Source organism: Vibrio sp. V42_P2S4T144, from assembly GCF_009904715.1.
Lineage (GTDB): Bacteria > Pseudomonadota > Gammaproteobacteria > Enterobacterales > Vibrionaceae > Vibrio > Vibrio alginolyticus.
Genome location: NZ_WXWS01000033.1, coordinates 1 through 12,720, shown reverse-complemented (window position 1 = coordinate 12,720; position 12,720 = coordinate 1). Strand labels below are relative to the sequence as shown.

Annotated in this window: 12 protein-coding genes and 1 tRNA gene; 5 read left to right on the top strand and 8 right to left on the bottom strand. The window is 46.4% G+C overall.

The features are described from left to right. The 6 genes from yigB to lptM form a co-directional block, all read right to left on the bottom strand. Positions 1 to 625 (bottom strand): 5-amino-6-(5-phospho-D-ribitylamino)uracil phosphatase YigB (gene yigB, locus CAG68_RS01020; RefSeq protein ID WP_161440690.1); only part of this gene is annotated, 625 nt, incomplete at its 3' end. 8 nt (positions 626 to 633) lie between these two features. Beyond that, the gene (xerC, locus tag CAG68_RS01015) at positions 634 to 1,566 is read right to left on the bottom strand and encodes a tyrosine recombinase XerC (RefSeq protein ID WP_161440689.1); all 933 of its coding nucleotides are present in this window, start codon (positions 1,564 to 1,566) and stop codon (positions 634 to 636) included. After that, on the bottom strand, positions 1,532 to 2,263 hold the full coding sequence (locus CAG68_RS01010) for a DUF484 family protein (RefSeq protein ID WP_017636089.1): 732 nt from the start codon (positions 2,261 to 2,263) through the stop codon (positions 1,532 to 1,534). The genes xerC and CAG68_RS01010 overlap by 35 nt, the downstream gene beginning before the upstream one ends. Further along, a complete protein-coding gene (dapF, locus tag CAG68_RS01005) occupies positions 2,257 to 3,087 on the bottom strand; it encodes a diaminopimelate epimerase (protein ID WP_005378744.1) in 831 nt (276 codons plus the stop codon). The genes CAG68_RS01010 and dapF overlap by 7 nt, the downstream gene beginning before the upstream one ends. 10 nt (positions 3,088 to 3,097) lie before the next feature. Next, positions 3,098 to 4,351 carry a diaminopimelate decarboxylase gene (gene lysA, locus CAG68_RS01000; RefSeq protein WP_005378745.1) on the bottom strand — a complete coding sequence of 418 codons (1,254 nt, stop codon included), beginning with the start codon at positions 4,349 to 4,351 and terminating at the stop codon, positions 3,098 to 3,100. A 61-nt stretch (positions 4,352 to 4,412) separates the two neighbouring features. Beyond that, on the bottom strand, positions 4,413 to 4,529 hold the full coding sequence (lptM, locus tag CAG68_RS22535; protein WP_005378746.1) for an LPS translocon maturation chaperone LptM: 117 nt from the start codon (positions 4,527 to 4,529) through the stop codon (positions 4,413 to 4,415). Positions 4,530 to 4,603: 74 nt separating this feature from the next. On the opposite strand from lptM, the gene cyaY reads away from it, so the two are divergent. Further along, complete coding sequence (gene cyaY / locus CAG68_RS00990; RefSeq protein ID WP_005383391.1) at positions 4,604 to 4,918, top strand: iron donor protein CyaY; 315 nt, start codon at positions 4,604 to 4,606, stop codon at positions 4,916 to 4,918. A gap of 69 nt (positions 4,919 to 4,987) precedes the next feature. Here the strand turns inward: cyaY and CAG68_RS00985 are convergent, their stop codons facing one another. Then, positions 4,988 to 7,516, bottom strand: coding sequence for a class I adenylate cyclase (locus tag CAG68_RS00985; RefSeq protein WP_053350817.1), 2,529 nt, complete (start codon positions 7,514 to 7,516; stop codon positions 4,988 to 4,990). Positions 7,517 to 7,862: 346 nt separating this feature from the next. Between CAG68_RS00985 and hemC the strand changes: the two genes are divergently transcribed. From hemC to CAG68_RS00965, 4 genes are read left to right on the top strand one after another with little or no spacing between them, the layout of a single operon-like run. Then, positions 7,863 to 8,801, top strand: coding sequence for a hydroxymethylbilane synthase (gene hemC / locus CAG68_RS00980; RefSeq protein ID WP_005383388.1), 939 nt, complete (start codon positions 7,863 to 7,865; stop codon positions 8,799 to 8,801). 2 nt (positions 8,802 to 8,803) lie between these two features. Further along, positions 8,804 to 9,532, top strand: coding sequence for a uroporphyrinogen-III synthase (locus CAG68_RS00975; protein WP_053350816.1), 729 nt, complete (start codon positions 8,804 to 8,806; stop codon positions 9,530 to 9,532). 17 nt (positions 9,533 to 9,549) lie between these two features. Next, positions 9,550 to 10,761 (top strand): uroporphyrinogen-III C-methyltransferase, encoded by a 1,212-nt coding sequence (locus CAG68_RS00970; RefSeq protein WP_054577266.1) that lies wholly within the window; start codon positions 9,550 to 9,552, stop codon positions 10,759 to 10,761. Beyond that, a complete protein-coding gene (locus tag CAG68_RS00965) occupies positions 10,761 to 11,942 on the top strand; it encodes a heme biosynthesis protein HemY (protein ID WP_054577265.1) in 1,182 nt (393 codons plus the stop codon). Before CAG68_RS00970 ends, CAG68_RS00965 begins: the two co-directional genes overlap by 1 nt. Positions 11,943 to 12,618: 676 nt before the next feature. Here CAG68_RS00965 and CAG68_RS00960 read toward each other — a convergent pair. Continuing rightward, positions 12,619 to 12,709 (bottom strand) — tRNA-Ser (locus CAG68_RS00960). Between the last annotated feature and the right edge of the window lie 11 nt (positions 12,710 to 12,720).

The following is a 12,720-nucleotide window of genomic DNA, read 5'->3' as shown; positions in this document are numbered from 1 at the left end:
CATTAAACCAACAGGCTGCAAAACCAGCCAACTTTGCACCATGCACATCTGTGGTTAGGTGATCACCGACATGCAGAATATTCTCCGCAGGGATATCCAAGAATCGCTTCGCTTTAGTAAACATATCGGTTGCGGGTTTCGCCAATCCATCTGGTCCTGCTTTAAGTACCTGTTGGAAATAAGGCGTAAGACCGATGCGGTCTAAATCCACATTACCGTTGGTGATTGCCACCAACGGGATGTGCTGCGCGAGTTCCTCCAATACATCGAGGCTTTGCTGCGGCACTTCAAAACGGTTACGCCAGTCCAACGCAACGTCTACTGCGGCTTTCGCGGCGGCATGTGCTGCGTCTTCGTCGTAGCCTACTTGGGAGAAGGCTTGCTGAAGTTGCACTAAACGCCATAAAGTGACATCGCTCTTCAGCTCGGGTTGTTGCTGCACAACACACTGCTTGAGAGCAAACCAATCCGCTTTGTTCATATGAGCAACCGCTGGATGATGGTGCTTGAGCCAAGATAGCAACTCACGCTCCATGCGAACGATCACAGGATAGTTATCATAGAGGGTATCATCTAGGTCAAAGGTCATTGCCTTAATAGGCTCGATACGGCGATAAAATTTCATACTTCGGCTCACTCCCCGTTCTTTTTACGTGCGCGTGGGTGGGCTTGGTCGTAGGCTTGCGCCAAATGTTGGAAATCCAAGTGCGTGTAGATTTGGGTCGTCGAAATGTTCTCGTGCCCTAAAAGCTCCTGCACCGCACGTAAGTTATTGCTTGATTCGAGCATATGTGTCGCAAATGAGTGACGCAATTTATGCGGACTAATATGGCTTGCGACAGACTGTTTCTGCCCCCATTCAGCCATGCGCTTTTGCACGCTACGATGCGAAATACGCGTTCCAAGCTTAGATACAAACAAGGCGGGCTCACCTGGAGCGGCTAAATCGCCACGAACGCGTAACCACTTCCCGACCCACTCGGTTGCCATCCCAGAGAACGGCACTTTACGTTCTTTATCGCCTTTACCAATAACACGAAGCTCACCACTACGCAGTTGTACGTCACATACATCCACACCCACCAGTTCAGCCAAACGTAAGCCGGCGCCATACATCAGCTCCATCATGGCGCGATCGCGCACAGCCAGCGGGTCGTCCTCGTTGACTTCAAGTAATTGGCTCACTTCGTCAACATCGAGGTTTTTGGGCAACGGGCGTTTTTTGCGAGGTGCTGAAACCCCTTTGGCTGGGTTAGCCGACATCTCGCCACGCAGAATAAGGAAATCGAAAAAGCTACGCAGCGATGAGAGGCGCGTTGCCAAACTGCTGGCTTTCATGCCTTCTCGCATGCCCTTACCTGCTAATTGGCGCACCCAACCAGCATCCACTTGAGACCAATCTTTGAGTCCCATTTCAGCTAAGTGCTGCGCCATTGTTTCTAGCTGCTGTTTGTAATTGCGCTGAGTATGTAGGCTAAGCCCCTTTTCGCTTCGTAAGAATTCATAGAAGCGCTCAAGAGGCTTTTGCAGACTATTTGGCAGAGGAGTGTTGGGAGTTGTCGTCATCGTAACTTTGCCATACCAGTGTTTGAGCGAGATGTGCCACTACTAATGATAGGTGACGCAAAAACAAGGTATCCATATCTGGCTGAAAATGGCCGCCATCTTCACTAGAAAAAGCAAGCACGCCCAGTGTTTGCTGTTTCACGAGCGGCAGTACCACATAGGAACCCATTTCCGGCACTTCCATGTTGCCAAACAAAGCTTCACGATCTACTTTGCGAAGACGTCCTAAGTACGCATCTTTGCCATTTAAGTGAGTGGTCGCAAAGCGTTGATAACTTTCCTTACTCAATTGAATCGATGCGTCGCATTGACTAAACAATCGAACAAACGCACGTAAGCCCAATGCTTTGGCTTTATCTTCGATAGAATGAATGACTTGTTTAAAGTCACCACACTTTAGAATCTGCCCCTGCAAATCCATAAATTCGTAAAAGGTGCGATCATTGTTCGCCGCAAGCGACATTAGTGTAGTGATCTCTTCCTCTAACTCTTCAATGCGCTGACGTTGGCGATTCATTTGGATGTGTACCAAAGATACCGCGCCTAAGTCTGAGTGTGGGAAAGATAAACGATCCACAAGCTCCGGACGTTGCACAAAAAAGTCTGGATGATCTTTGAGGTACTCGGCCACTACTTCAGCCGTTAAGGCATCTGCTTCTACTTGAGACAAACCGTTTCCTTTTTCTTCAACTAGCAAGATAATTGACCATCAAATACATGCGTTGTAGGTCCGGTCATAAACAACGGCTTGCCAGGACCTTGCCATGCAATTCGCAATTCACCACCAGGTAGAGAAACCTTAACGTTTTCATCCAACAAGCCCTGCAGAATCCCAACCGCGACTGCCGCGCATGCACCACTACCACAAGCTTGTGTCTCTCCTGCGCCTCGCTCATAAACTCGAAGACGAATATGGTCACGACTCATCACCTGCATAAAGCCAGCGTTGACGCGCTCTGGGAAACGCTCATGCGACTCAAGCAGCGGACCGAGAGTTTCCACTTCTGCCGTATCCACATCGTCGACCACGGTCACTACGTGCGGGTTACCCATGCTCACAGCACCACAAAACAAGGTATTGTCGCCTGCTCGCATGATGTAAGTTTTCTCTTTTTGCTTCGCTTTGAAAGGAATTTTGTTCGGTTCAAACTCTGGCACGCCCATGTTGACCGTCACTTCCCCATCATCTTCGATGTTGAGAATCATCTTTCCTTTCTTGGTGCTCACGCTGATGCTGTATTTATTGGTCAGCCCCTTCAAGCGAACAAAGCGGGCAAAACAGCGTGCACCGTTACCACACTGTTCAACTTCACTACCATCGGCATTAAAAATCCGATAATGGAAGTCGGTTTCAGGGTCGTAAGGGGCCTCTACCACAAGCAATTGGTCAAAACCAACGCCAGTATGACGATCCGCCAAGCGGCGGATCAGGTCTTGCGAGAAAAACACGTTCTGGGTAATACAGTCGACGACCATGAAGTCGTTGCCCAAACCGTGCATTTTGGAAAAGTGGAAATGCATTTGTTGTGTCTTACTCCGGTAGAATCTGTTCCAGCTGCCACAAACTGGTCAGCTCCTCACGCTGGCGAACTAAGTGGCTTTGTTTACCGTCCACCATCACTTCTGCCGCTCGGGTACGAGTATTGTAGTTCGAAGACATCACAAAACCATAGGCACCTGCTGAACGAACCGCGAGTAGATCACCTTCTTGCAAAACGAGTGCGCGATCTTTACCCAAGAAGTCGCCGGTTTCACAAATAGGACCAACCAAGTCGTAAGTCTGAGCTTCACCCTTTCGCGGTGAAACTGGCACAATATCTTGCCATGCTTGGTATAGCGCAGGACGCATCAAGTCGTTCATTGCAGCGTCGATAATCGCAAAGTTTTTATGCTCAGTATGTTTTAAAAACTCAACACGCGTTAGCAATATACCTGCGTTCGCAGCAATTGCACGGCCTGGCTCAAAGATCAGCTCCAAGTCTTGGTGATTTTCAAGACGGCCTAGTAACGCTTTGGCGTAATCAGAAGGCTGAGGTGGTAATTCATCACGATAGACCACACCCAAACCGCCGCCGACATCAAGGTGACGAATGTTAATGCCTTGTGCTTTTAAATCATCAATCAGGGCCAATAAACGGTCTGTCGCGTCGATAAATGGGTCTATATTGGTCAGCTGAGAACCAATGTGGCAGTCGATGCCTTGCACATTCAAGTTCGGCAGGCTTTGCGCGAATTTATAAACATCTGGCGCACGATCAAACGCAATGCCGAATTTATTGTCGCGAAGACCAGTCGAAATGTAAGGGTGTGTTTTCGCGTCGACATCTGGATTGATACGCAGAGAAATTGGCGCAATCACACCAAGCTCACCCGCAACCTTGTTCAAACGTTCTAGCTCTGGCTCAGATTCAACGTTGAAACATTTGATACCTAGCTCAAGAGCGCGCTTCATCTCTGCCGGTGTTTTACCAACACCAGAGAAAACGACTTTTTTCGGATCACCGCCTGCGGCAATCACACGCTCAAGTTCACCACCCGACACGATGTCAAAACCCGATCCCAAACGCGCTAGCGTGTTCAATACGCCTAAGTTTGAGTTGGCTTTCACCGCGTAGCAAACCAGGTGAGGATGCTGACCCACAGCACTATCAAACGCCTTCCAATGGCGCTCTAGCGTGGCTCGAGAATATACGTAAAGAGGAGTGCCATATTGCTCTGCAAGAGCTTGAAGTGGGACGTCTTCGGCCCAAAGCTGGCCATCATCCTGATAGTTGAAGTAATCCAAAATTCGCTTCCCTTATTTTATTCGACTGCTGAACCCTAATTTCACCCTAAGGTGCGGTTATTTATTGTGATTGCTCATTCTGTTGAGTGTCATCTGGAATGTATAGTGAGCCAGACTGACCACACCCCGCTAAGGTCGCGGCAACCATCACAAACAACACAGTAACTAATTTTTTCATTTCGCATATCGTGATTATTGAATCAATGCCCCCTATAATCGCACCACACTCAGGAAAAGCAATAGGATAGACGGATGAACGATACTGAATTTCATCAACTGGTGGATGCGCAGATGCAAATCATCGAAGAATCCATCGATGATTCAGGCGCAGACATTGATTACGAAGTCACTGGCAACGTAATGACATTGGAATTTGAAGACCGCAGCCAAATCATCATTAATCGCCAAGAGCCGATGCATGAGATCTGGCTAGCGTCCAAATCTGGTGGTTTCCACTTCAAACTTATTGAAGGTAAATGGACCTGCTCAAAAACGGGTATGGAGCTATTTGAAATGGTGAAGCAAGAATGTGAAAAGCACGCGGGCGAAGCCATTGATTGGGCATAATTCTGGTCAATCGTCACCAAAACAAAAAGAGCACCGAAGTGCTCTTTTTGTTTATTGATACGGGTTTAATTACGCGTTCACAGTTTTGGTCGGGCGACTCGGTGAACAACCGTCATTACGGTAAGGAATGATATACGCATTCCCCTCTTCAGGGTGAATAATTTGATAGTACTGAGGCAGGTTAAAGTTAATAAACTTCGACGCGACGCGACTATCGTCTTTTACCGACGTGTAGAAACTGTTTACAGACGAAATCATTTCATCTTTGGAGCCACTAAATTGGTGGTACACTTCCACTTGATTTGACTCATCCAACACATAAATATTGAAGCCATCTTCGTTATCTTCAAAGAAGAACTGCACTAGACCTTCACTGGCAAACCCATCCACCGCTTCAGGCATTTGATATTCTTGCTCACGATCGAGCATTAACAGCGGCGAGCCTTTGAGTTTGTTAGTGGAAATGCTGCGGTAGAAATCGATGGAATTTTCTAGCTTCTGCACCGACACACCACGACGTTCAAAGAACAACCCATAAGTCTGGTTACCAAGACGCATCGCTTTAAAGCGGCGACGTTTCTCTTGCTCTACTGGTTTCAAGCGTAAGTCGATACATTCAGCTAAAAGCTGGTAAACCATATTGCGCATCACACCACGCATGTTCTTCGCATAGCAGAACACATCCACTGATTCTGGTGGCAACGCATCTTGGTGCATTTTGCCCAAAATGGTTTTCAGTGCATCCAGCATCGCCGTTTCCCCTTTGAAATGCAGCGTACGCACTTCATGCCAAGAATTACGGTAAACAAGGTCAACACTGCCGACTAAATTTTTATGTTCTGGACCAAAGCTAAAAATATCGGTGTTCTTAACATCCACTTTCAACGAACGACCAGAAAGTTCAGACGTCGGATCATTTTCAAAGTTGATGAACATCGCAAGCTGGCTTATTTCACAAGGACTCGCTAGCGCCTGCATAGATGGACGACGCTTACGCAACGCAAAAGTATTTCGTAAGTCACTCACCATTTGGTAAAACTTATCAATATCTAGCTGCGCTTCACGTACCACGGCATGTAAACGAGTCGATTCAGTGATCAAGCCATTGAAGAATGCCCAAGCAACCAACTTACTCAAGTATTCATGATGCTCTAGATATGGTTGCCCCAAAATGCGGTGCGCAATAAGTGGTTGTTTATAGAGGTACCAACCAGACTTGTTCACTCCCCCTTTTTTCACTTCGATAAAGCTCAAGTCAGGCTCGTGCAGATCAGGTGAAATCTGTGGGTTTAGTAACGTTACTTTGCCCGGCAATACTTCAAAAGCCGCGTAAAGTTTACGGGCCAAAATACTGATGTCTTGCGGACTGATAGCAGAAGTGATGTCGTTACGACGCGCAAATTGAATCAAGTTACGGTAGCTTTGCATCAACGCATCCAGCAATGCATGATGTACCACCTTTACTTGTTCAACCTTCCAATTACGGCGGTCATCGAGCTCTGCAACGACACTGGCGTCCCAATTCCATTTTGCAATCATATCGCTCAGCGCTTCACGACGCCAAGCTACTGAGCCAACATTCGGCTCACGAGATAGTTTTTCATGGGTTTTGAGATAGAAACAGCGACGCACTAAATCCAAACGTGTATCGTCTTGAATTCGCTCTAAGTAACGGGTTACTTTTTCCAACATTAAGTAGTACGCATCCATGCCATAGAGATCAGGCTCATGGGCAAAGAAACGACGTTTAGTGTCGATGCTTAACAATTGAGTATGCGGGTATTCCCACGAGTAAGCTTCTAGCAAGATGGCTTTTAATACCGATTTGTAGGGAGAATCGATGCTTTTGTATAACTGCCACAAGTTCGAGCCGAAGTATTCTTCAGCAGGAATGCAGTTCAATTTACCAAAGTCGATCCATTCACTACAGTCGATGTAACCATCACTGCACAGTTGAGAAACGTACTCGTCGTAACACTCTTCCATTTCTGGCGGCACGATTTGCCATAACAAACGCTGTCCGGCAATACGCACCGCACTACGATAGAATTCATCTAGCAAAAGTAAGTGCTGAGATGAACCACAGTTATCACCTGTCATCTCCTCAGAATGATTGCTTCTAAAGCGCTCTTTATCCATTAAGAAAAAGTTCGCTTCCACGCCTTTGCTTTGTGCCCAATCCGTGATGAGTAGGCATTTATTGGTCAATAACTCGCGTTCGTCACAATCCATCTCTGGTGAAATACACACCCAAATATCCAAATCACTGGAAGTACTTTGACCAATCGAGGAGGTACTGCCCATGGTGTACAAACCCAATATAGCGGGCTTTTCTACCGTCTTGAGCGGCTGACCAATGGCAAGTTGAATATCATCTATGAATTGTTGCTGAATGCTATTTAGTTCAAGCCCATGCACACCAAACGGGACATCGGCATCATAATAGCCAGGAATTACAGGATGGTTGTAGTTCAACAAGGCAGGAATCAAATGGAAGACTTGCTGGCTTTGCGAATCCATAAGCGCCAGCGCGCGATCAACTCGCTGCTGATTCAAATTATCTAGTCGCTGGATGATTTTTTGGGTGTAAGCCTGCAAGGGGAATTCCTTGGTTGAACAATCACGAAAATCTGCTGACGTTTTAAACCAAAATGGCTTAAAAACGTGATCAATTTAACACTTTTATTGGTGCGGGTAAAGCTTCACGCCCGCGTATCACTCTGGATACAAAACCATACTTTAGTCACAAAATTAATCGCGCGGTAGTGTCGCTCTTATTACCTATTACTAATAATAGTCCTTAGTCTAATTGAGAATCCAGTCACACTATTTTCATAACGTCATGTAATTCCATTCATAGCCTTCAGAGATAACGAACTAACAGTAAGCATTTCTTGATGACAATGGTAGGATAAACCCAAATCCAAACAGCATTGAGAAGATCATGACACAATCCACACCGATTCGCATTGCAACTCGAAAAAGCCCTCTTGCTTTATGGCAAGCTTACTTTGTTAAAGACGCCCTTCAAGCCGCTCACCCTGGCTTGGAAGTCGAGTTAGTAACCATGGTGACCAAAGGTGACGTGATTTTAGATACACCACTAGCAAAAGTTGGCGGCAAAGGCTTGTTCGTAAAAGAGCTTGAAATCGCGATGCTAGAAGGACGTGCAGACCTCGCCGTTCACTCAATGAAAGACGTACCCGTCGATTTCCCAGAAGGCCTTGGCCTCGTGACCATTTGTGAGCGTGAAGATCCTCGTGATGCCTTCGTCTCTAATACCTATAGCCACATTGATGAGCTCCCTCAAGGTGCCGTGGTTGGTACTTGCAGTTTGCGCCGTCAATGCCAACTGAAAGAATATCGTCCGGACATCATCATCAAAGAGCTTCGCGGTAATGTGGGCACTCGCCTTGGTAAGTTAGATGCGGGTGAGTATGATGCAATCATTCTTGCTGCGGCTGGCCTCAAACGATTGAAGCTTGAAGAGCGCATTCGTAGCTTTATCGAACCAGAGCAATCACTACCAGCGGTAGGGCAAGGTGCTGTCGGTATTGAGTGCCGCCTTGACGATGAAAGACTGCTTAAGCTGCTTGAGCCACTTAACCACCAAGACACCGTAGACCGCGTTTTGTGTGAGCGCGCAATGAACCTTACGCTAGAAGGCGGCTGTCAGGTACCTATCGGCAGCTATGCCCTGCTAGACGGCGACAACATTTGGCTACGCGCATTAGTTGGCGAACCAGATGGCAGCGAAATTGTGCGTGGTGAAATTCGTGGCCATCGTAAAGACGGCGAAGCATTAGGAGTGCAGCTAGCCAATGAGCTGCTAGATAACGGCGCTCGTGAAATCCTAACTAAGCTGTACGCAGATCACGAATAACCATGGCAGTGTTGGTCACTCGGCCGGGAGAGCAAGGCAGCGCGCTTTGCTCTCTGCTCGAAAGGCACGGCATTTCCGCATATCACCATCCTCTGATCGACATTGTCGCCGATCTCACGGACACGCACCTCTCTAAACATCTACATCAAGCTCAAATTGTTATCGCTGTTAGTCGACATGCAGTGCAATGTGCACAGCAAATCTTAGCCAGCAACGGGATGTCATGGCCGAAACAAGCTATTTACCTTGCCGTTGGTCAAAAAACAGCACACTATTTAAGCAAATGTACCCAACAGAAAGTACACTATCCCCAAGTCAGTGATAGTGAACACTTATTGCGACTGCCAGAGCTCAACAATGTGGCACAACAACAAGTTCTTATCCTTCGTGGTAACGGCGGAAGAGAGCTGATCAAAGATGCATTGGTGAGGCGTGGCGCAAAAGTTCACTATAGTGAGACTTACAAGAGAGAATTCATCCCATTCGATCCAGTAAGCTGTATCTCACTATGGAAAAACCTACAAATTAACCAGATTATTGTCACCAGTGGTGAACAACTGGATTATTTGTGCAGCCAATTGACGTCGGAGCAATTGACTTGGCTTAATCAACAAGAGTTGTATATCCCCAGTCAGCGTATCGCTGACATCGCAATTCAAAGGGGGTTCACTCGCGTGAGATGCACGGGAAGCGCATCTAACCAAGAATTACTGGCGGCTCTCCAGCCCTAGCTACACAGGATATAGGCATGACAAGTAAAAATAACGACCAAAAAAATAACGATAAAAACCTTTCCGAAGAAACCTCATCGGCACCGCTAGTCGAAAAAACCACATCGCAGCAGGATGCGGACCTTAAAAAAGAGCAACCACAAGCGGCCGAGCCCCCAAAAACAGCAGAACCAACCAAAATCGAGTTTGAAGAAAAACAAGGCAAACGCGGTGTCAAACTAGGCACGGTCGCTATCATCTTATCGATTATTTTTGGCGGTGGCCTCGCGTACAAGCTGCATCAACAGCAAGCCGATTACCAAGCGCAGATCGCCCAACTAAAAAGTCAGCTAGAAAGCTCTCAAGCCTCCATGAAGCAAGAGCTCAGCCGGGTACAAGAAGAAACCATCGAGAAAGCAACGACCGTGACACACAAAGCGGAAGTGGTACTGGGACAGCAACAGAAGAGCATTGAAAGCTTACAGCTCGCCGTTGCCGATGTGAAAGGTCGTCGACCAAACGACTGGCTATTAGCGGAAGCCGATTACCTCGTCAAATTAGCCGGCCGTAAACTGTTCTTAGAGCATGACGTAGAAAGCGCAACTCAACTGATGGAAAGTGCAGACCAACGCATTGCAGCGCTGAATGACCCTAGTCTCGTCAAACTACGTAAAGCAATGGCGAACGATATCACCAAACTTCGCACTATCCCGCTAATTGACCGTGATGGATTGGTACTACGCTTAACTGCCCTGCAACAGCAAGTAGACAAGCTCCCTCTCGCCAATGCACTGCTACCTGAAGCTGAAGCCGTAGAAAACACTGAAGTATCTGAAGATATCGCAAACTGGCAAGATAACTTAATGACCTCTTTGAAGGACTTTTCAGAAAACTTCATTACCTTCCGCACGCGCGATGGTAACGTCATTCCACTGCTTTCTCCTGAGCAACACTTTTACCTGAAAGAAAACATCAAAGCCAAATTGGAAACGGCAATAAAAGCGGTGTACCAAGAACAAGGTGAAATTTACACCACATCTCTAAAAACAGCCGACAAATGGGCATTAGCTTTCTTCAACCAAGACGATAATTCCGTTAAAGAGTTCAACAAAACGGTTAACCTGCTAAGTCAGCAAAATATTCAAGTGGAATACCCAACAAAACTGCAAAGTCAGTCTCAACTATCAGATGTCATCCGTGAACGCCTACGTCGTGAAGTCACAACGATGACTGGCATGGAGGATAAGTAATGTTTCGTCTTATTTTCCTATTTGTTGTACTAGGCGCAGGACTATTTGTTGGCACCCAGTTTTCTGGTCAGCAAGGCTATGTACTCATCTCCATTGCCGAGAAAACGATCGAGATGAGCGTAACGACATTAGTGGTTTTCGTTATCGCTGCACTCGCAGGTCTTTTTCTGCTTGAGTACCTGATTAAGAAGTTAGTTTATGCTAGTTCTACAACATGGAACTACTTCAGTGTTCGCAAAATGCGCCATTCCCGCCGATACACCAATGAAGGCATTATTAAACTTCTAGAAGGTGACTGGAAAGGTGCTGAGAAGAAAGTAACTCGCTGGGCAAATCATCACGATATGCCGCTGCTTTGCTACTTGGTTGCGTCTGAAGCCGCACAAGGCCAAGGTGATAAAGCAAAACGAGATCACTATCTAGAGCTAGCGAGCCAACAAGAGAACGCCCATCTCGCAGTAGAACTGACTCGAGCGAAACAATTTATCCGCGACAACGAGTTCGAGTCCGCTTTCGATACCTTGCAATCGTTAAAAAGTCAGTATGCGAGTAACTCTATTGTATTGAACTTGCTGAAAACAACGTACATGCAGCTAAAGTTGTGGCAACCTCTTATTGACCTCTTGCCACAACTAACCAAAGCAAAACTCATCACGGAAGAAGAACATGCAGAGCTGATTCAAAAGGCGCAGTGCGGCTTACTCCATGAAGTAGCGCAACAACAAGGTAGCGAAGGGCTTATCTCTCATTGGAATAGTCTCTCACGTAAAGTTAAACAAGACACACACCTCGTTGCCTGTTTTGCTCGAGAACTCATCACTCGAAAAGCTGATGCAGAAGCCTTTACCGTGCTAAAAGAAGCATTAAAAAAACAACCTGCCCCAGAGCTTTATCAACTACTGCCAGATCTAAATCTGCCAGATACCCACCCTGTCGTGGTCTTCTTAGAGGGCGTAGTGAAGAAAGAACCGGATAACGCCGCTGCCCATAGCGCATTAGCGCACTTCTATTTCTGTCAAGAGAAGTGGCAAGAAGCCCAGGATCACTTTGAGATCGCCTTAAAGCTTCGCTCTGACGTCTCTGACTATGCATTCCTAGCAGACACACTAGAGAAGCAAAATCTAACCAAAGCTGCTCACGAAGTCTCTCGTAAAGCTCTCACGCTCGTACAGAATGACTAACTTAAGATGACCTAACCAAGCCGACAGCTTACCTGTCGGCTTTTTTATTGCCTGCTATTAACCCTTCAGTCCTTAGTCATCAATATGTTTATCCAATTCATTGGCTCCCAAGTAGTTCTCAACTTCCTAGCAACTCACTATCGTTTCACTTTCCTCTTCTCTTTTGACTACTCTGATCCTGTCATTCCAGCAGAATCCAAAACAATTTTAAAAGATGCAGGAATACGTAACTTTAGCCTGTTGATGTATGGTTTTAAGACGTAGCTAGATTTAGGCAATAGAGCACACGCGTCGCTAGACTGAGTAAAACAAAAAGATACATCAGTGAAACAGTGGCTATTTGAGTATGCTTATTTGTTCGGTCTATCCAGTAAAAGGGGCTAGAGAAGCAATGGTAGTGCTTTAAGAGAACGATAAGGCAATAGATGGTTCAACACCTTAACAAAGCATCTCCAACAACCTTATCGGGACAGCATGCAGTGATGAGGATGAACAGCTTTAGAGGCAACTGCACTTCTTAGCAAAAATCAAAACGTCACAACCAAGACCGATACCAATATTACTTTGTCGAAAAGTAGATCGCATATGGAATTGATTTTTGGCAAGCACAGATAGAGTAATAAAGATGTGCGGAAATGAAAAAAGCCTCGCTATTTCTAGCGAGGCTTCTTAATAGTGGCGGAGAGATAGGGATTTGAACCCTAGATACGCTATTAACGTATGCCGGTTTTCAAGACCGGTGCTTTCAACCACTCAGCCATCTCTCCACAAATTGTCA

Excerpts from the sequence above, each read along its gene's own strand:
- lptM (WP_005378746.1), bottom strand. The coding sequence starts at position 4,529 with ATGAAAAAATTAGTTACTGTGTTGTTTGTGATGGTTGCCGCGACCTTA.
- cyaY (WP_005383391.1), top strand. The coding sequence starts at position 4,604 with ATGAACGATACTGAATTTCATCAACTGGTGGATGCGCAGATGCAAATC.
- CAG68_RS00975 (WP_053350816.1), top strand. The coding sequence starts at position 8,804 with ATGGCAGTGTTGGTCACTCGGCCGGGAGAGCAAGGCAGCGCGCTTTGC.
- CAG68_RS00965 (WP_054577265.1), top strand. The coding sequence starts at position 10,761 with ATGTTTCGTCTTATTTTCCTATTTGTTGTACTAGGCGCAGGACTATTT.
- CAG68_RS00970 (WP_054577266.1), top strand. The coding sequence starts at position 9,550 with ATGACAAGTAAAAATAACGACCAAAAAAATAACGATAAAAACCTTTCC.
- xerC (WP_161440689.1), bottom strand. The coding sequence starts at position 1,566 with ATGACGACAACTCCCAACACTCCTCTGCCAAATAGTCTGCAAAAGCCT.
- hemC (WP_005383388.1), top strand. The coding sequence starts at position 7,863 with ATGACACAATCCACACCGATTCGCATTGCAACTCGAAAAAGCCCTCTT.
- dapF (WP_005378744.1), bottom strand. The coding sequence starts at position 3,087 with ATGCATTTCCACTTTTCCAAAATGCACGGTTTGGGCAACGACTTCATG.